Origin of the sequence: Paenibacillus sp. FSL H8-0283, from assembly GCF_045040675.1 — a bacterium.
GTDB lineage: Bacteria > Bacillota > Bacilli > Paenibacillales > Paenibacillaceae > Paenibacillus > Paenibacillus amylolyticus.
The window spans coordinates 5,192,783-5,210,285 of record NZ_CP150295.1 but is presented as its reverse complement, the minus strand read 5'-3'; the positions used below and the strand labels follow the sequence as shown (position 1 = coordinate 5,210,285).

The following is a 17,503-nucleotide window of genomic DNA, read 5'->3' as shown; positions in this document are numbered from 1 at the left end:
ATGTATCCATATCTTGTGCGTGGTCGTGAATGTTCAAGTCCACGGGCAGGACTAAAGATGTGATTTAGTTGAGAGGGATTGAAAATAAGAAGTTATTATGTAAAATAATGTTATATTCAAATCTAGCAGTTGAATGGATCATTTACACGAGAACGTAGAGGATAGAAGAAACCTGAAGAAGCGGAGCGTTCGCCTTTATCAACAGATTTTCACCTTTGTAAAATTGAATCAAAAAATCTGGGGATAACAGTGATCGGAAGGTTATTCTGTCATCGGAGTGGCAAGTGTAAATATTCTTTAGTTCAACTTATGTTTCAATGTAACAGAAGTTAGAACGAACGAGGAGGAATAGCTCATGAACAAGAAAAGTAGATTTCAACGGTTAAAATGGGCCGGTACAGGGATGTTGCTCAGTCTCGTATTATTTGCTCTGCCTGCATCTGCTGCATGGAACGATACATATCAGGGTTACGCGACGTATACAGGCTCAGGTTACTCGGGAGGTGCAGTGTTGCTTGATCCCATCCCGGCGGACATGAAGATTACTGCACTTAATCCGTTCCAACTCAATTATAACGGTGTCAAAGCCGCTTTAGCGGGAGCCTATCTCGAGGTGCAGGGTCCTAAAGGCAAAACAACCGTCTATGTAACAGATCTTTATCCAGAAGGCGCCAGCGGAGCGCTGGATCTCTCACCGAATGCCTTTAACCTGATCGGTGACCCAAAAGCAGGTAAAATCGATATCAGTTGGAAAGTGGTCAAAGCTCCAATTCAAGGCAACGTCTCTTATCGGATCAAGGAAGGCAGCAGTCAGTGGTGGGCAGCCATTCAGGTTCGTAATCACAAATATCCGGTGCTGAAGTTCGAAGTGAAACAGAAGGATGGCACGTGGCTCAATCTTGAAAAGCAAGACTATAATCATTTCCTCGGAACTGGACTGGGCAAAGAAAAACTAAACGTTCGTATTACCGATATTCGCGGTCAGGTATTAAATGACACGATCCCGGCTCTGCCTAATGATGGGTCAGGTGGTGCATATATCGTACCGGGCAATGTACAGTTTCCCGATTGACAGATATACGAAGGTGTTATAAAAAGAAGTATGGTCATAGACGTATTCTTAACGAAAAGTCGTACACTGTACGGCTTTTTTTTGTATACAAAAAGAGGAGAATGTAACGTATGAAAAAAAGTTTGCCTTCATATCAGACAACACATCCCTATTGGAAACAGTATCAGGGCTTTTTCCCGGAAGAAGTGAGGTTAGGGGAGCATACAGCTCCTGAGGAAGAATGGTGGGAGTCAAATGGGGTTCATCTGCATATCGATCGTTTACCTGCGCCGGAGTCTTCAATTAAAATTCTGTTCATTCATGGTGCGGGAGGCAATGGCAGGTTGCTCGCTCCGTATGCCCGCATGTTGCAGCGACATGGATACGAGGTGGTATCGCCAGACCTTCCACCGTATGGGTTAAGTTATGCAATGTCTGGTACACGAATCAACTACGAACTATGGATAGAGCTACTTGTTTCACTCATCGAACGGGAATACAAAAATGACGGCAAGCCAATCGTTGTATTGGGAAGTAGCATCGGAGGGATGCTTGCCTATCACACCAGTGCACGCAGCAAGCGTGTTAAGGGTTTGATCGCAACTACATTTGTAGACACAAGTAATCAGGAAATGCGAAATCAGCTTGCACCGAATCGTCTGGTAAGCAGGGCGGGAAAACGGATGATGGATCTGTTCCCTGGTCTGCTGGATCATGTGCGTATTTCGGTCAAACAGGTATCCCGGATGCAACTGATTACCAATGACAAGGACTTAACCCGTCTTATTATGAATGATCCACAAGCGGCAGCTACACGTATTCCGTTGGAATTATTAAGAACATTCCTTAATAAAAAACCGGAGGTAAGCCCGGAACAGTTCAGCCAGTGTCCGGTCCTGTTGGTTCACCCTGAACTGGACCCCATGACACCGATCAGGTTCAGCCAATCTTTTTTTGATCGTCTGATGGTAGACAAGGAATGTGTGATCTTGGAAGGGGCAGGCCATTTTCCTATAGAGCAGCCTGGGCTGAACCAGTTGGAGGTAGCGGTGCTACGATTTTTACAACAAATTCAATGATGACCACAGGCTACTACACTGCTTCGCATAAGATAGTTTACATATCCTAAGTACGGAAAACACCTCCCATTAAGGGAGGTGTATTTGAATGTTTTTGATATGAACTACGCTACCTCCAACCTGAATCTGTGTGATTTCATTGGAATTGTCCAAAGTTAATCTGGCTCGGATCTGAGAGGGGAGGTTCATGGTATACCCTTGTCTGATCGTGTACGTGTGAAGATGAGGATCTGTAAGCTGGTTGTATTGGGATAAATAACAGAGCATGGCACCATTGGATGTGCCCGTCGCGCTCTCTTCCGGTATATCATAAAGCGGTGCAAAATTACGGCATTCTGCCAGAACGTCCTCAGCATTTGATTCGAGTGTAAACACATGATAACCTACGGCATGATGAGCCTTGCATATTTCAGTGATACGCTGGAAGTCAGGATCGATTTTGGTCAGAACATCAACATCCCTAACAGCTATCAGGATATCGGGTAACCCGGTAGACACAATCTGTACAGGTAGCTCGGAATGCAAATCCTCCATAGAAATACGTAACGAATCGGCAATCTGCTGTCGATCCACGATCTCCCCAAACTCCGGCAACGTCTGAGACAGATAGACTTCTCCATTGACTGCGATATCAACTTTAAGAATTCCGGCCAGTGTCTCCAGTGTATATGTACCAACATTAACGAGCTGCTGTGTCTTCATTAGATAAAATAATGCAATTGTGGCATGTCCACATAGATCGACTTCATCACTTGGGGTGAAATAACGCACTTTGAAATCAGCCTGATCCGATGGCATAACAAATGCAGTCTCTGAAAAACCGACTTGACTGGCAATCTCCTGCATCTGGGTTTCAGACAAATGCGTTGCTTGTAAAACAACACCTGCGGGGTTTCCGCCATGAGCCTTGTCCGAAAATGCATGTAATGTACTTACTTCTATTTCCATCGTGTTACCTCGCTTGTTCAGTTATTGGGTTAAGATTTAACGTAATCGATAATCGACATTATATCACGATTGTTGAAAGGGCTTGTGAATCCCAGATTGCTGTGAATTTTGAATGATTAGGTCAAGTGATCACCGGGAAAGGGTAATGAAGGGAGAGAGTATAACGATAATCCAATGGAAAGGCTGGGATCTCTAATGAAAGCAATTGTGATTGAGGAATTTGGTGGAGCGGAACAATTGAAGGAACAAGAAGTAGCCAAGCCAGCATGTGGAGTGAATCAGGTATTAATCCAAACGTATGCCACGTCGGTGAATCCGGTCGACTTCAAAATCAGACAAGGTTATATGAAAAAAGCAGCGGAGAATTTTCCGTTGATTCTGGGCGGCGATGTTGCCGGTATTGTGGCTGAAGCAGGTTCAAATGTCACGCGGTTCAGAGAAGGTGATCGGGTATTTGCGCGTCCGCGTCAATTCGGAACTTATGCAGAATATGTTGCTGTCGATGCAGACATTATTGCCCGTATACCGGAGAATTTGAGCTTCGAGGAAGCAGCAGCGATCCCGCTGGCGGCGATGACAGCCTGGCAGGCACTTGTGGATCACGGACGTTTAGGCAAAGGACAGAAGGTACTTATTCATGCTGGTGCAGGTGGTGTGGGAACGTATGCCATTCAGATTGCCAAGTCCCTCGGCGCTGAAGTGGCTTCCACGGCGAGTGAATCAAACGAAGCGTTGCTTCGTTCGTTGGGTGTAGATCATTTTATCAATTATAAAAAAGAAGATTTCTCGGAGATTCTCTCCGGTTATGATGTTGTGCTGGACACCATGGGCGGTGATATTCAGCGCGATAGCTTCAAGGTGTTAAAGTCTGGCGGGCATCTGGTATCCTTGGTGGAACAACCGGATGAGAAGCTTGCCAAGGAAGCCGGAGTAACGGCCAACGTCTTCATGATGGAGCCCAAAGGGGATCAACTGGATCAGCTGGCTGAACTGGCTGCGGAAGGCAAGCTCAAATCGATTATTGATGGAACGTACCCGCTAACTCAACAGGGAGTACGGGAAGCACATGAGAAGAGTGAAACCCATCATACCCGCGGGAAACTGGTTATTCAGGTGCATTAGAATTCATTAACTCGTAGAAGTATTTGGACTCATGAGTCTGATATAGATTGTACCAGGCCTGTAATGTTTCTGGTGTATAGACATTCAACAGCTTCAACACATGCATCGTAAATTCTAACGGAGCTATTCCAGATGCAGTAACTAGATTTCCGTCGGTTACTGCAGGCTCCGTTACATAATAGGTTTCTCCAGTATAATCTGGGCATATCATCTTCAGGTATTCTAAATCATTGCTTGTATGTTGTCTGGAATCCAGTATCCCTATTTTTGCAAGTGCAACTGTCGCACCGCAAATCGCCGCAATAACCGTACCCTCTTCTATAGAGGCAGCAACTTTTTTCAATAGGGAATCATGGATGGTGTCCATCCAGGTGTTTCCTCCTGGAAGAATGATGACGTCGTCACCTTTCAATGTACATTCATCAATAGAAATATGAGGAAGGATGTTCAATCCTCCCATGGTAGTTACCGGATGTTTATCCACGCCTACGGTTACGACCTGTAAAGGCTGGATCTCTTTCCTGAAATACCTTCCCGAGTTCAATTCAGCAGTTAGATATCCTACCTCCCAGTCTGCCATCGTATGAAATACATATAGATATACGTTCTTCGTTTGCATCATACATGCTCCTTTTGTTTTCATGATTGAATGGATTACTCTTGTATTATAAATTAACTTCACTGACATCTACGGTCAGTGAAGTTTTTAAATTTGAAAATTAACAGCCCTAAGAACTAATATGGGGACTGCTCCCTAATTGTAGTGGAATAAGATATAATAGGAGAAATTTATTCCATTTTGTGCATGAGGTGATTAGGATGTCCAACGAACTCATTCAAGCCATTCAATTGTTAAAAGAAAAGAAATGGGTGGATCTGACCCATACGTTTGGTCCAGGCTCTCCACATTTTTCAGCTTTTGAGGCAGCACAATTCGATACACTGTTTGATCACGATCAAGGTTTCTTTGCCCAGAGCTTCAAGTTCCCGGGTCAATACGGGACACATCTTGATGCGCCGATCCACTTCGTTCGGGATACCCGGTATCTGGATGAACTAGGTTTGAAGGAGCTTGTGCTCCCGCTTGTGGTCATTGACCAGTCTGCCGAAGTAGAGAACAATCCGGATTTCACACTGGATGTGGAGCATATTCTTGAATTTGAAAGACAGCATGGCGTGATTGAAGCTGGAAGCTTTGTAGCCTTACGTACCGATTGGAGCAAACGCTGGCCTAACCATGAAACATTTGATAACAAGGATGATAAGGGCAACAGTCATGCACCCGGCTGGTCGGTTAGTGCGCTCATGTTTTTATTCGAGGAAAGAAAAATACAAGCCATTGGGCATGAAACCTTTGACACGGATTCAGCGGTGGATTATCAGAAGAATGGGGCACTTCTGGCAGAATATTATGTACTTGCCCAGGATACATACCAGGTCGAGCTGTTAACAAACCTGGATCAGGTGCCGGCCAAGGGCGCTGTTATTTTCAATATTGTACCCAAAGCGGAGAAAGCTTCTGGTTTTCCAGTTCGGTCTTTTGCCATTTTGCCGTAAAACGGGGTAGATCAAAAGCTATAAGATAAATAAGGCACAGAACTCAGAATGATACTCAAGTAGAAAGCCGGCTAAATAGTCGGCTGTTTTTCAGTTAATGGGCAGGATAGTGGCAAGGTAGCTCTTTGATACGGCTCATCGTAAATCATTCTATAACTTATTGAAATTGCTTGCAGATTTAATATTGACGGTAATTGCAATTTAGCCTCACGTAATGTAAAATTACTTAACGGAAAAACATGGAAGGGGTGGGGGTATGAGGTGGAAAAGTAAGACTTATATTCAGTCGACTTGTGTAATTTCATATTTCCATTCCTGTAGGACACTAAAGCATTTATTGCTTTAGTGTTTTTATTTTATGGGGGTGTATTAATTGTCAAGGTATAAAAGAGTTCTCGTTAAGCTAAGTGGCGGAGCAGTAGCCGGAAACTCTGAATTTGGTTTTGAACCGGAAAGATTGGACCAAATCGCTGATGAAATTATGTCAATAGTAAACTTAGGAGTTGAAGTATCATTAGTTATTGGTGGGGGTAATATTTTTCGAGGTAATATGGCGGAAAGCTGGGGGATAGAAGGGCAGAAGCTGACAACATTGGAACACTTGCGACTGTAGTAAATAGTTTAATGCTTCGTGGAGTTCTTAAAGCCAAGACCAAAAAGGAAGTACGGGTAATGACCGCTATACCTATTACTTCAGTTGCAGAACCATACATCCGTCTAAGAGCAGTTCACCATCTAGAGAAAGGCTATATTGTAATTTTTGCAGGAGGGAACGGTCAACCTTACGTTACAACAGACTATCCTTCAGTACAAAGAGCCATCGAGGTTAATTGTGACGCCTTATTAGTTGCAAAGCAAGGTGTTGATGGTGTTCTTAATGCAGACCCTAAATTTGATAAAAATGCAAAGAAATTTCGTTCGCTTCATTACAACGACGTTTTAGAACACAACTTAAAGGTAATGGACCAATCAGCTTTCATTTTGGCAAGAGACTACAATTTGCCAATGCATGTGTTTAACTTCGATAAACCAGGTTCGATGAAAGAAATCTGTGAGGGTAAGAATAATGGTACGATAATTAGTGGCGAATCAATTTTAGAGTTGGAATGAAGTATGTTAGAAATACTACTCTTCCTTGATTTAGCGGAACGATAGTTCCACAAAAGAGAAGTTCTATTCAAAATCCCACTCGGCCATGGAGTGGGATTTTGTTTATGTTGATATGTATATCTTGTGATCAAAAGATACTTTATGTTTTGATTCATTACGGTGATCCGTATCAGAGGTAGAAGTACAGAACGTTACGCTAACGGGAAACGATAGCTCAATAAATCCAACAAAGCATCTGACCAACGTGATCGGCTGCTTTAGTTCAACTAACGGGCAGGATAGTTTAGGAATAGTCCAAGAATAGTTTGCCACCACAGTTGTTTTTCTTAAGCTAATGGGCAGAACTCTTTCAATATGTGTTAATATAAATCAAAATATGGGTTGTTAATCGGTCAGGAATGCTACATGCTGAAGCATTACATACAAAATTTCTCGTTTTGTACTTGACTTTCTAGACAAAATGGAGCATTCCTAAACAAGAAGATATTCAACGGTTCTTTTATACTGTAGGAGAAAGGAGATGAGAGATCCTGGAGATGCTTAAGCAACTTAGTCAATCCATTGATTATGTGGAGCAACATCTGCACTTGCCGATTGAGATTGAGGACATTGCTAGGTCAGCAATGAGTTCAAAATATCATTTTCAGCGAATGTTTCATGCAGTAACCGGTGTTACCGTGACTCAGTACGTGAGGAATAGGCGGCTAACGCTTGCGGCGCAGGAGTTAGCGGGAACGGATTGTAAAGTCATTGATGTCGCGCTTAAGTACGGTTATGACAGTCCGGCGGCATTTACAAAAGCTTTTCGGCGGATGCATGGGGTAACACCTCTTGCGGCTAAGAAAATGAATGTGAAACTTAAAGCATTTCCTCGAATTTCCTTTCAAATTCAGATTAAAGGGGAAACCGAGATGAATTATCGAATCGTGGAGGAAATGGAGTCAACAGTATTTGGTAAGAACGTTACTATCCATAAAGATGCCTATGAGGAGATACCCGTGTTTGTGGAGGTAATTTGGAGGAATGGTATTCATGATCAGATTAACGAGTTGGTAGGGAGACCAGCGGGATCATTGCTGTACGGTTATCATTTCGACTTTGACGAGGATGGGTCAAAGTGCTATTTGTTGGGAGCGGAACTGCCGGAAGGAAAACAGGTTCCAGATGAATTTACCGTCCTTAATGTTCCTAGTCAAACTTATGCGGTATTCGATAGTCGTGAGACGATTCCGAACGATGTAGAAATCGGATTGGGTATTCAAAATATCTGGAAACGCATCTACACAGAATGGTTCCCCTCGGTGAGTTTTGAACAAGTTGAAGGGCCATGTATAGAGAAGTATTACTGGGTTGATGACACGCACAAAGATTCAATCTGTGAGGTATGGATTCCGGTTAGTAAAAAGTAGAGACGGTTTCTTCCAGTTATTGGTCACCATTAGGTGGCCATTTTTTAATTAATACAATCAATGTCAAGTGTTTGAAGGACTTTGATGAACGATAAGAGTAAACTAATTATTATAATTAGCTCCAATATTTCTTTATTAAACTAACGGGAAACGTTAACTCAATAAAACTAAGAAAGCAGCCGACCATTGTGATTGGATGCTTTTATTCGGGCAGGTTAGTTTAACAAGGTACTTAGATTGGTCGAACTGGGAGGTTTTGTACAGTGCGAAGAAGTGATCAGCTAGTGGAGTTGGCAATGAGTTCAAGCTCGGTTACAACTTCATCAAGCAGCTTCCTGGTGTCGATCTCAACAGTAGCTCCAGCACGTAAGAGAGGCTCAACACTAGCGACGTTTTGTATAATTTCTTCACGTTGTTCGACAGTTTTTCCATAATCGTTTGTCTTACGCGAAGCTATACGTTCAAGGATTACTTCGAGGGGGGCGCTTAACAACACTACTGCATCAAACATCGGGTAAAACTTCCCCTGATTAGATACACAACCCGAAATGAATAAAGTACCTTCTCTATGTTCAGTAAGCAGCTTATCAATTCGATTCTCGTGCCATAACCACCCAGAACCATCCAAATTCTCACTCCAACCATCATAATCGGTATCGATAATTCTATGCCCCCTATGAGCAAGTTCGCTTAGAACCGTTGATTTACCTGTACCCGACATCCCTGTCACCAGAATTATCACCTTCTTTTTTGATATTGAGCCCGAAGTATTTGTCATATTTTCACTCCCTTTATAAGAAAGTCCTTTGGACTAGATTAACACATAAAGGCAATAAACTGGCAAGAGGCAAGTAAGCTTATCAGGAACCAAGTTCAGCTAGGATTTGATTTATTTAGAAGCATAAATGTGTGCTTTGGCAAACTTATGGGTTAAGTCACAACTAACAAAGTCTAAATGATTCACATATGTAAATAGCAAGGGAGGCGTATTCCGCCTCCTTTTTATGTTGTTACTTTTGATCCGAGTGAGGATCTTGATTAAATCTTTGAGAGATTTTTTTCTCTGTTTTCTTACGCCGTATCCAGCGTTTGAGTAAGCCTTCTTCTTTGCGTTCTTGCAGTGTTTCCTTCAAACCTTGAATCATAAATTCCGATCTTCGTCTGTCATCCCGACTAATCTCGCGTAATTCCTTAATAAATTTGTCGTCCATATCTGCCTCTCGCTTATTCAGGATAATTTCATTATACCGAACGTACGTTCTTTTATCAAGTTTTTCCATTACGAATGATTTTCGAGATCAATATAGTGAAAAGCAGCACAGGAACAATACGTGGCATGTGTGAGAATGGTACTAGAGGGTTTGAGTATAATCCTCCATATATGAGGTTGAGAAACGAGAGAACGGAAGGAGAAATTCATGATGAAGCATCGTATAGGCAGATCGTGGTTACTCATGTTGATGCATGGAATGCTTGGGATTGGCGCGATTGTTGGAGGCGTCATTTTAATCATAGACCCATCCGGAAGTATGGTGAATTTGCCCGCATCTTTGTTGGAGAATTCTCCGTTTGCCAGTTTTTTGTTCCCGGGGATCTTCCTATTGCTGGTTCTTGGCGTGATGCCTACAATGATTGCTATTTCGCTCATCCGCTACGTTCATTGGGGGCTGGGTGAGAGACTGAATCTCTATCCTGACCGCTATTGGGCTTGGACTTTTTCGTTGTATACGGGGTTTGCTCTCATCATCTGGATTATGGCGCAGGTGTACTGGATTCAGGATGTCTCTATCATTCACTTGGTCTATTTTGCATGGGGAGTGGGTATTCAAGTTGTGACCTTATTGCCCGGGGTACAGCGAATATATTCAAAATAAACTGCTTGTATATTGAACAAACGGCTGCCGAAAGAATCGTTGAATGATTCTTTCGACAGTTATTTTTTATGGGCACCGAGATAATACGCGTTGTTGTAGTCATGTTGTCCACATGTTCCTTGGACTGAAAAGGGCTCGGATAAATCTAAATCATATTGACAAAGAACTATTATCCTCGCATACTTACGTAATATACTTTATAAAGTTTATTTATTAACTAGAGGAATAGTCACATGTGGTAAGTATCGCAAAATCATAATCCGCATGAAACAGGGAGGTAAGTATGGATGGTCTACGTTATTATGGCAGTTATAATATGGGCAGGTACCTATGCAAGTATGGTCTTGTCAAAACAACCGATTGAAGTGAAACCTGTGAAATCGATGGATGATTTGTTTGAGTGAACAAAGTAGTTCTGCCGATTTCGATCCATTGCCAGCACGATGGAACTCATGTGTTCGAGTAAGGCATTATGTTATGATATGGTGTGAATGACATCCATACCATTGCTTTGGCTCAATTGAACCAGAGTAGAAACGAGAGGGTTATGAAAAAAGCCAACGCTACAATGATGAAATACATCAATTTGAATAATGTGCGTGAAGTCATGCAGCAGATTGAGACGGCAACCAAACCGCAATTAGCTTTATTAACCAATCTTAGTGTTGTTACCATTAATGCGCTGATTCAGGAATTATGTGATGGCGGAGAGTTGTTCCAGGATAAAGTGGTTCCCTCTAACGGCGGTCGTCCTGCTCAGGCATATCGATATAATTATAACTTCAAGCTTGCTTTGGTTCTTTACATCAAAGAGATGAAAGGCCAGGAGTTGATTTCGGCAACGGTCATAAATCTGGAGAATAAGGTTGTGCTGAAGGAAGAGCGCATCTTGCCTGCTTTTGATAAACAGCATATGCTGCAACTTATCGCGCGTTTCATTAAGGAGTATCCCTCCATTGATATGATCGGCATCGGTATTCCGGGGCAAGCCGTGGATGGGGACATCACGGTGAGCAGTCATGAAGAGCTTATCCATTCACATCTGATACGGGAGATCGAGAGCGAGTTCCAACTGAACGTTTTCGTGGAGAATGATGTTAATGCAGCGATTAGCGGATACTGTACACAGCATGCGGATATGAAGGAACGGAGTGTAGCGGGAATTTATTTTCCGAACCGATACCCGCCGGGTATGGGCATGATGTTGAATGGACAGATGATCCGCGGGAAAAACGGGATGTTTGGTGAGATCAAGTATCTTCCTTATTCACCTGATTGGCACCGTGACATGAGCAAAGATGATTTTGTACTGAACGTATGTCACATCCTGCAAACGATTAATGCCGTCGTTGCCCCGCACCAGATTGTCATTTATCAGGAACGTGTGGAGAGAGAAGAGCTGGATTTGGCGTGGCAAAAGTACGGGGAGGATCATCCCATGCCATCGTTGCCCGAGATCGTACATCAGGACTCATTTCAACATGATTTTGATGCTGGGTTAAGAGGAATGGTGCTTCAGGCGTTGAAGTCAGGCATTCTATCAGAAGTCCTATAACTCCACAGGCCATGTCTGTGGCTTTTGTTTTATAAGCTAACTCTTGTAGAGGAGGATTCATGATGCGTGAAGAAGAGAGAATCATGCAGGGCATGTTGTTTAGTCCAAGTGATCCGGAATTAAAGACCATCAAAAGGCGGGCCCATAATCTCAGTCAGCGTTACAGTCAGACCTTTGAAGAACAGACTGAGGAAAGGAATCAGATATTGCAAGAGCTACTGGGGCAGATCGGTGAAGGTGGATTTATGCAAGGCCCCATCTTCTTTCATTATGGTGTGCATACCCGGATAGGCGATCACTTCTTCGGTAATTACAATCTGACGATACAAGACGACGCGCAAGTGACGATCGGGGACTATACCAGTTTTGGACCCAACGTTACGATTGTTACCCCCATTCACCCCATGATTGCCAGCGAGCGGAGACAGATGGTGGACCAGAACGGTGATGTGAAGTTGCTATGTTATGCCAAACCGGTCACGATTGGTAACGATGTATGGATCTCGGCAAACGTCACAGTGTGCGGGGGCGTAACCATTGGAGACGGATGTGTCATTGGAGCAGGGAGTGTCGTGACTCGTGATATTCCACCACATTCATTTGCAGCAGGCGTACCGTGCAAAGTTATTCGCAAAATTACTGATGCGGACAGCATGCGAAATTATCCCGATGTTCTGGCAGATTGCCGTGTGCTGGAAGAATAACAAAAGGCTGTCACCAGGATCGGTAGATGATCCAGTGACAGCCTTTTTGGTATTCGTTTACTTGGAGGCGTTGTAGTTACTCAAGAATTCTTTTACTTTTGCAGGATCAGCTTTTAATTCATTCCCGGTCTGAACGAGCGGGCTTACTGTAGAGTATGCTTTGAGTTTGTTGTTCTTGTAGAAACTCAAAATTTCATCTTGATTAATGGAGTACAGCACGGCTTTTCTCAGGTCACTGCTCTTGGCAACATCACGATTGGCTGTGTTAAACAAGAGATAAGAAACGGCGTTACTTGGAATGCTTTGCAGTTTCAGCTTGCTGTCATTTTCGATGATGTCATACTTGGTTTCAGGTACACCGTAGTATAAGTGAATTTCACTGCTACGAAGAGCAGAGAGGGCGCTGTCTGCATCCGCGATGAACCGGACATTGACCTGAGAAATTTTTGGTGCATATTCAGTGCCTTTGCGGTATCCCGGATTTTTTAAGAATACACCTTCATAGTCATTTTTATATGACAAAATATAAGGTCCGCTAGTATAAAGGGTGTTATTGTATGCTGCGCCTTCAGTCACGGTGTTCTGATCACCGTAAGGAATATCTTTGTTGACGTCAAAGGAAGCTACATCATATGTGTTGATGCTCTCCACCTGTTTTTTGGACACGATACCCGCAGATTGGTGAGCCAGGTAGTTCAGAACTTGCGGGAAAGGTTCAGTTGTTGTCAGTTTAACGACCTGATATTTACCTGCGCTATTATCTGCTTTGGTTTTGTCCGTCACAAGTTCTGTAATTTTGTTACCCAATCCTTGTTCCAATGCTTCGAGGATTGTGCCGTTACCGCTGGATTGTTTAATGGATTGTAATGCACTCAGATCCGTTACAACCTCAGCTTCTTTGATGTGTTCATGCAGACTGTACGTCCGGTGATCCGGAACGGAATCTTTATTTTTAGCACGATCCAGGGAGAAGATCACATCATCTGCACCGACACGTTCTCCTGTATCTACAGCTTTTTTGTTATCAATCTTCGCAAAGTTGATATCGTCTCTGAGAATGAAGTAGTAGTCCGAATTACCTTCAGCAATACTGAAGTTATGGGACAGTGATCCATCTGCTGTCAGCTGATCGTCATCTGTCAAGTTAACGAGACGTACATACATATTGGTGTTCAACTGGTTGATGGAGCCGTCGTTTCCTTTGATTGGATCAAGGGAAGTCAGTACGGATGCACTTTGCGTCAGAATCAACGGATCTTTGGCATTTTTGGAGCTGTCCTTGAACTCAATCGGTTCCCAAGCCATGGCGCGGGATTTGGAGAGACGAACGGTGTCGACATTCAGAATGTCTTTGTTCACAGCCTGACTTTTCAGGGAAATATACAAAGGAGCGATATACGCCTGATCCGTTACCAAGCGATCTTCCAATTGTTTGTACGTGTCTTTGTACTCATCTGGAGTTTGAGTAGCTGCCTGATCGATGAGCTTATCAAGTTCCGCATCTGCAAGGATACTGTAATCTCCACCTGTTTTGAAAAGGGAGCGTACCGCATAATCGGGATTTCCCGTTACCGTTGTCCAGCTGGACAAGGCAATGTCATAATTCCCTGCATCCTGCTGGGATTTAAAGCTACCGTAATCCGGCTGAAGGTTCAACTTCACATTGAAGCCGTTTTTAGTCAGCTGGTCGCGCACAATGTTTACATCATTTTCGGAAGAACTCATGGCGAGCAGTTCAATGTCAGCCGGTTTTTGTGCAGTTTCAGTTGTGTCCGCTGGTGCGGTCTCCGCCTGGGTTTCGGTTTTCGTTTTTACACTGCAGCCGGAAATCACAATGACGAGAATTAATAGCAATGAGATCAGTGTACGTTTTTTCATGGGATTACCCTCCATATCTTGAATGTGTGATGTGTGAATTCTTTTTCTATATCATTCATTTTAATGACGAATCTTTTATGCCTTTTCCAGCTTGGGATCAAGCGCATCACGCAGACCGTCACCGAGAAAGTTAAACGAAAGAACCAGCAGAATAATAGCCAAGCCTGGATAAATCGCCAGATAAGAGTGGGTCTCCAGGTATGTACTGCCGAGCTTCAGAATATTACCCCATTCCGGAATATGCGGCTCCACGCCGAGTCCCAGATAACTCAAACTGCTGGTAGCGATAACCGCTCCACCAATCGTGAGTGTGGACTTGATAATCATGGGCGCAAGGGAGTTGGGAATAATGTGTTTGAAAATAATCGTACGATTGTTGTACCCCAGTGCACGTGCAGCTTCCACAAATTCAAAAGTAGATACATAGAGCACACTGGCTCTCATGGTACGGGCGTAAGTTGGGATCGAACCCAGACTCAGCGCCAGAATAAGATTGACCGTATTAGCTCCAAACGCCGCAATAATGGCAATGGCGAGCAGAATTCCCGGAATCGCATAGAGAATATCCAGCAGCCGCATGATGATGTTATCCGTATGCCTTCCGTAGAAACCGGAGAATGCTCCGAGGACTCCACCGATCAACACAGGAATGATGGTCGACATGCAACCTACGATTAAGGAGATCCGGGCACCAAATACAATCCGGGAAAATAAACATCGTCCGAAGTCGTCCGTTCCCAAGGGATACGCAAGGGAAGGGGGTTGAAGCAGAGCGGAGTAGTTGTTTTCCACAGCCATGCTGTAATCAAAAGTAAAGAAGCTGCAAATCGATATCGAGAACAGAAAAATGATAAAAAACAAACCGGACATGGCAGTCATATTCGGAGCAAGTCGCTCCCACAGATCATTCCAGAAGTTTGATTTTTGTTTCCCCTGTCTGCGAATGCGCCCAATAATGGAAATGCCGAGCAATAGGGCAAATACATTACCTGTGATTGAGGTCAGAATCAGTACTATACTGACACCGATCATCCAGCGAGGGAGGATAGAGGTCGCGTTATATCGGGATACGATAATCAGTACGACCAGGTCGATGACCAGAATAAATATGAGCACCGCCATAGCTGGCAGAAAGTTGTCAGCCACATAGGGTTTGAAAACATTTAACGCAGATACACCGATGACGAACAGCTGGGTTAACAGCATATATACCGCAAAGGTGTACTCCACATTCCTGGCTTTTCGAATCAGATGAAAGGCTGCCGTTACGATAAATATGTTGCCAGAAATGATGGCAAGTAGCTGAACCCAGGCTAACCTGCGGGTCAAAGTAGAGATCGTACCTGTACGGATCAAGTCTTTTCGAATCCGAAGGGTGATGACACTTTGGACCAGTGTGAAGAATACATAGATCCCAAGTATCGTTAGCAGAAATGGTTTGAACGTCTGCCCGCTCCAGTCATAACTGTTGAACAGCAACAAGGCAGTCAAGAGAAGGGACGTGATCCAGGCGAAGCTTGCCTGACTGTATTCTCGAGAAGACTTAAGCCGGAAACGCATTTCTTGTGTTAAGGACGAGTTTGTCATAATACACCTGCTTTAAGAGGTAGTTCAACACACACTTTAATATTGTTTCATCTTGGAGCGCACTCTTGGATCAATAAAAGCGTACAGCAGATCAACCGCTACATTGATAATGGAGATCGTAATTGCTGTGTAGATTACTCCGCCCATGATACTCGGAATATCGGGGATGAATTGTTTATCCACAATATAGCTGCCGAGACCGCTGATATTAAACACTTTCTCCGTCACTGCTGCCCCGCCAAGCATGGCTCCGAATTGAAGTCCAACCACAGTTACGATTGGAATCAATGCATTACGTACAGCGTGTTTCAGCATGACCTGACGTTCGCTTAACCCCTTGGCGCGGGCGGTCATCACATAATCCTCATGAATGACTTCCAGTGTAGAAGACCGGGTCATCCGTGCCACCGCAGCCGTAAGTCCTGTGCCCAGCACAATGGTTGGCATAATGATCGACAGCCAGTTCTGCGGGTTGAAGGTGGCGGGAAGCCACTGTAATTTGATCGAAAAGTTCAGAATGAAAATAAGTCCTTGCCAGAAATTCGGGATCGATAATCCAATCAGAGCGATGAACATAAACGTATAATCGAACCATGAATTAGGCTTAATCGCTGAGATGATACCGATGGGCAATGCGATGACGAGTGCTAGCAACAGGGAGATAACCGCCAGCGTCAATGTAATTGGAAACTTTCTTGCAATCGTTGCTGTTACGTCTTCATTTCCTGCAAAAGACTTGCCAAGATCGAAGAGAGCAACTCCCTTAATATTGTTCCAGAGCTGTGTAAGATAAGGCTGATCCAAGCCATACACCTGATTGAATGCTGCAATCTGTTCCTGCGTTGCTGTCTCTCCGAGAATGTTAGCTGCCGGGTTGAACGGAGACAGATACAAAATCGTAAATACGAGTGTGGCTACGCCCAGAATGACAAATACCGTCATCAGTATTCTTTCAAATATGTACTTTAGATAAGGATTTCCATACAAAAAGAGGATGCCATACATCAGACAGCCAGGAATAATGGATATCGCTAAAAACCACGGTTTGTCGATAAGGGTGTGGAATGTATCGGCCATCGTAAGACGTTGACTTCCCTGTTCCTGAAGTATGCGAGAAGTCCGCTCCTTCAACTCTTTCTGAACCGTTTCTTCCAACCATTCCTCGGTCTGACGTCTGAATTCTTCCTCACTGACCTGCTGCTGGAAAAAACGATGTTTGCGTCGTAGCTGTTCTTCGACTTCCAACTTCAGCTTGTTCCGATAGGAAGAAGCGAGCAGTTCTTGCTCAGCCGTCTGCCTGGCGGCTACCCAGCCGTCATTTTTTCGATTCGAACGCCATATTAGAAACACGACCAGATTGATCGGTAATCCAAGAATGAACAGAACATATCGGTAGGAAGGATGAAGTAGCATTTTGCCATAAATAAAACTTAAATTGTGCACCAACCGCGAGAGTCTGCTGCTTTCTGCAAGATTCAAACCAAGCGTGCCTCCTTTCATTCAGGTTTAAATTGCATTATTCCGATTGATATAGTATATATTATTTAGGGTCTAAACAATTGTCAAGGAATTAAATGGTATACATATGAGATAAGTGAATGTGAAATACGGATGAGAGCTGGTGATAAC

General features: G+C 43.6%; 15 protein-coding genes and 1 pseudogene. 9 read left to right on the top strand and 7 right to left on the bottom strand.

The window, feature by feature from the left end; genetic code table 11:
* Nucleotides 1–355 precede the first annotated feature (355 nt).
* Complete coding sequence (locus MHI52_RS23070) at nucleotides 356–1,072, top strand: expansin EXLX1 family cellulose-binding protein (protein WP_036668609.1); 717 nt, start codon at nucleotides 356–358, stop codon at nucleotides 1,070–1,072.
* Between the two features lie 110 nt (nucleotides 1,073–1,182).
* Nucleotides 1,183–2,130: an alpha/beta hydrolase gene (locus MHI52_RS23065; RefSeq protein WP_405157702.1), complete on the top strand. Its 948-nt coding sequence runs from the start codon at nucleotides 1,183–1,185 to the stop codon at nucleotides 2,128–2,130.
* 69 nt (nucleotides 2,131–2,199) lie between these two features.
* Here the strand turns inward: MHI52_RS23065 and MHI52_RS23060 are convergent, their stop codons facing one another.
* Complete coding sequence (locus MHI52_RS23060) at nucleotides 2,200–3,078, bottom strand: PhzF family phenazine biosynthesis protein (RefSeq protein WP_127550030.1); 879 nt, start codon at nucleotides 3,076–3,078, stop codon at nucleotides 2,200–2,202.
* Nucleotides 3,079–3,252: 174 nt separating this feature from the next.
* Between MHI52_RS23060 and MHI52_RS23055 the strand changes: the two genes are divergently transcribed.
* The gene (locus MHI52_RS23055; protein WP_127550032.1) at nucleotides 3,253–4,200 is read left to right on the top strand and encodes an NADP-dependent oxidoreductase; all 948 of its coding nucleotides are present in this window, start codon (nucleotides 3,253–3,255) and stop codon (nucleotides 4,198–4,200) included.
* On the opposite strand, the gene MHI52_RS23050 is transcribed toward MHI52_RS23055, so the two are convergent.
* Complete coding sequence (locus tag MHI52_RS23050; protein WP_127550155.1) at nucleotides 4,184–4,819, bottom strand: type 1 glutamine amidotransferase family protein; 636 nt, start codon at nucleotides 4,817–4,819, stop codon at nucleotides 4,184–4,186. The two genes, MHI52_RS23055 and MHI52_RS23050, sit on opposite strands and share 17 nt — an antisense overlap.
* Nucleotides 4,820–5,019: 200 nt before the next feature.
* Between MHI52_RS23050 and MHI52_RS23045 the strand changes: the two genes are divergently transcribed.
* The 3 genes and pseudogenes from MHI52_RS23045 (at nucleotide 5,020) to MHI52_RS23035 (ending at nucleotide 8,276) form a co-directional block, all read left to right on the top strand.
* Nucleotides 5,020–5,757 (top strand): cyclase family protein, encoded by a 738-nt coding sequence (locus tag MHI52_RS23045; protein WP_127550034.1) that lies wholly within the window; start codon nucleotides 5,020–5,022, stop codon nucleotides 5,755–5,757.
* Between the two features lie 373 nt (nucleotides 5,758–6,130).
* Nucleotides 6,131–6,867 (top strand): annotated as a pseudogene (pyrH, locus tag MHI52_RS23040) (UMP kinase).
* A gap of 536 nt (nucleotides 6,868–7,403) precedes the next feature.
* Nucleotides 7,404–8,276, top strand: a complete 873-nt coding sequence (locus MHI52_RS23035; protein ID WP_084650057.1) for an AraC family transcriptional regulator — start codon at nucleotides 7,404–7,406, stop codon at nucleotides 8,274–8,276.
* Between the two features lie 277 nt (nucleotides 8,277–8,553).
* Here the strand turns inward: MHI52_RS23035 and MHI52_RS23030 are convergent, their stop codons facing one another.
* Together MHI52_RS23030 and MHI52_RS23025 are read right to left on the bottom strand one after the other, a co-directional pair.
* Nucleotides 8,554–9,054 (bottom strand): AAA family ATPase, encoded by a 501-nt coding sequence (locus MHI52_RS23030; protein ID WP_218034878.1) that lies wholly within the window; start codon nucleotides 9,052–9,054, stop codon nucleotides 8,554–8,556.
* A gap of 232 nt (nucleotides 9,055–9,286) precedes the next feature.
* Complete coding sequence (locus MHI52_RS23025; RefSeq protein ID WP_091034774.1) at nucleotides 9,287–9,487, bottom strand: hypothetical protein; 201 nt, start codon at nucleotides 9,485–9,487, stop codon at nucleotides 9,287–9,289.
* A gap of 207 nt (nucleotides 9,488–9,694) precedes the next feature.
* Here MHI52_RS23025 and MHI52_RS23020 point away from each other — a divergent pair, with 207 nt between their 5' ends.
* The 3 genes from MHI52_RS23020 to MHI52_RS23010 all read left to right on the top strand — a co-directional run bounded on the left by MHI52_RS23020 (nucleotide 9,695) and on the right by MHI52_RS23010 (nucleotide 12,409).
* A complete protein-coding gene (locus MHI52_RS23020) occupies nucleotides 9,695–10,150 on the top strand; it encodes a hypothetical protein (protein WP_127550038.1) in 456 nt (151 codons plus the stop codon).
* A gap of 568 nt (nucleotides 10,151–10,718) precedes the next feature.
* Nucleotides 10,719–11,705 carry an ROK family protein gene (locus MHI52_RS23015; RefSeq protein WP_255319894.1) on the top strand — a complete coding sequence of 329 codons (987 nt, stop codon included), beginning with the start codon at nucleotides 10,719–10,721 and terminating at the stop codon, nucleotides 11,703–11,705.
* 59 nt (nucleotides 11,706–11,764) lie between these two features.
* A complete protein-coding gene (locus MHI52_RS23010; protein ID WP_282320560.1) occupies nucleotides 11,765–12,409 on the top strand; it encodes a sugar O-acetyltransferase in 645 nt (214 codons plus the stop codon).
* A 57-nt stretch (nucleotides 12,410–12,466) separates the two neighbouring features.
* Here the strand turns inward: MHI52_RS23010 and MHI52_RS23005 are convergent, their stop codons facing one another.
* The 3 genes from MHI52_RS23005 to MHI52_RS22995 form a co-directional block, all read right to left on the bottom strand.
* Complete coding sequence (locus tag MHI52_RS23005) at nucleotides 12,467–14,287, bottom strand: ABC transporter substrate-binding protein (protein WP_405157701.1); 1,821 nt, start codon at nucleotides 14,285–14,287, stop codon at nucleotides 12,467–12,469.
* Between the two features lie 75 nt (nucleotides 14,288–14,362).
* Nucleotides 14,363–15,874, bottom strand: a complete 1,512-nt coding sequence (locus tag MHI52_RS23000; protein WP_405157700.1) for an ABC transporter permease — start codon at nucleotides 15,872–15,874, stop codon at nucleotides 14,363–14,365.
* 36 nt (nucleotides 15,875–15,910) lie between these two features.
* Nucleotides 15,911–17,353, bottom strand: a complete 1,443-nt coding sequence (locus MHI52_RS22995) for an ABC transporter permease subunit (RefSeq protein ID WP_405157699.1) — start codon at nucleotides 17,351–17,353, stop codon at nucleotides 15,911–15,913.
* Between the last annotated feature and the right edge of the window lie 150 nt (nucleotides 17,354–17,503).

Bases quoted from the DNA above. Each gene is read 5' to 3' on its own strand.
- MHI52_RS23045 (WP_127550034.1), top strand. From the start codon at position 5,020: ATGTCCAACGAACTCATTCAAGCCATTCAATTGTTAAAAGAAAAGAAA.
- MHI52_RS23005 (WP_405157701.1), bottom strand. From the start codon at position 14,287: ATGAAAAAACGTACACTGATCTCATTGCTATTAATTCTCGTCATTGTG.
- MHI52_RS23060 (WP_127550030.1), bottom strand. From the start codon at position 3,078: ATGGAAATAGAAGTAAGTACATTACATGCATTTTCGGACAAGGCTCAT.
- MHI52_RS23000 (WP_405157700.1), bottom strand. From the start codon at position 15,874: ATGACAAACTCGTCCTTAACACAAGAAATGCGTTTCCGGCTTAAGTCT.
- MHI52_RS23065 (WP_405157702.1), top strand. From the start codon at position 1,183: ATGAAAAAAAGTTTGCCTTCATATCAGACAACACATCCCTATTGGAAA.
- MHI52_RS23055 (WP_127550032.1), top strand. From the start codon at position 3,253: ATGGAAAGGCTGGGATCTCTAATGAAAGCAATTGTGATTGAGGAATTT.
- MHI52_RS23020 (WP_127550038.1), top strand. From the start codon at position 9,695: ATGATGAAGCATCGTATAGGCAGATCGTGGTTACTCATGTTGATGCAT.
- MHI52_RS23035 (WP_084650057.1), top strand. From the start codon at position 7,404: ATGCTTAAGCAACTTAGTCAATCCATTGATTATGTGGAGCAACATCTG.
- MHI52_RS23025 (WP_091034774.1), bottom strand. From the start codon at position 9,487: ATGGACGACAAATTTATTAAGGAATTACGCGAGATTAGTCGGGATGAC.
- MHI52_RS23030 (WP_218034878.1), bottom strand. From the start codon at position 9,054: ATGACAAATACTTCGGGCTCAATATCAAAAAAGAAGGTGATAATTCTG.
- MHI52_RS23050 (WP_127550155.1), bottom strand. From the start codon at position 4,819: ATGCAAACGAAGAACGTATATCTATATGTATTTCATACGATGGCAGAC.
- MHI52_RS23070 (WP_036668609.1), top strand. From the start codon at position 356: ATGAACAAGAAAAGTAGATTTCAACGGTTAAAATGGGCCGGTACAGGG.
- MHI52_RS23015 (WP_255319894.1), top strand. From the start codon at position 10,719: ATGATGAAATACATCAATTTGAATAATGTGCGTGAAGTCATGCAGCAG.
- MHI52_RS23010 (WP_282320560.1), top strand. From the start codon at position 11,765: ATGATGCGTGAAGAAGAGAGAATCATGCAGGGCATGTTGTTTAGTCCA.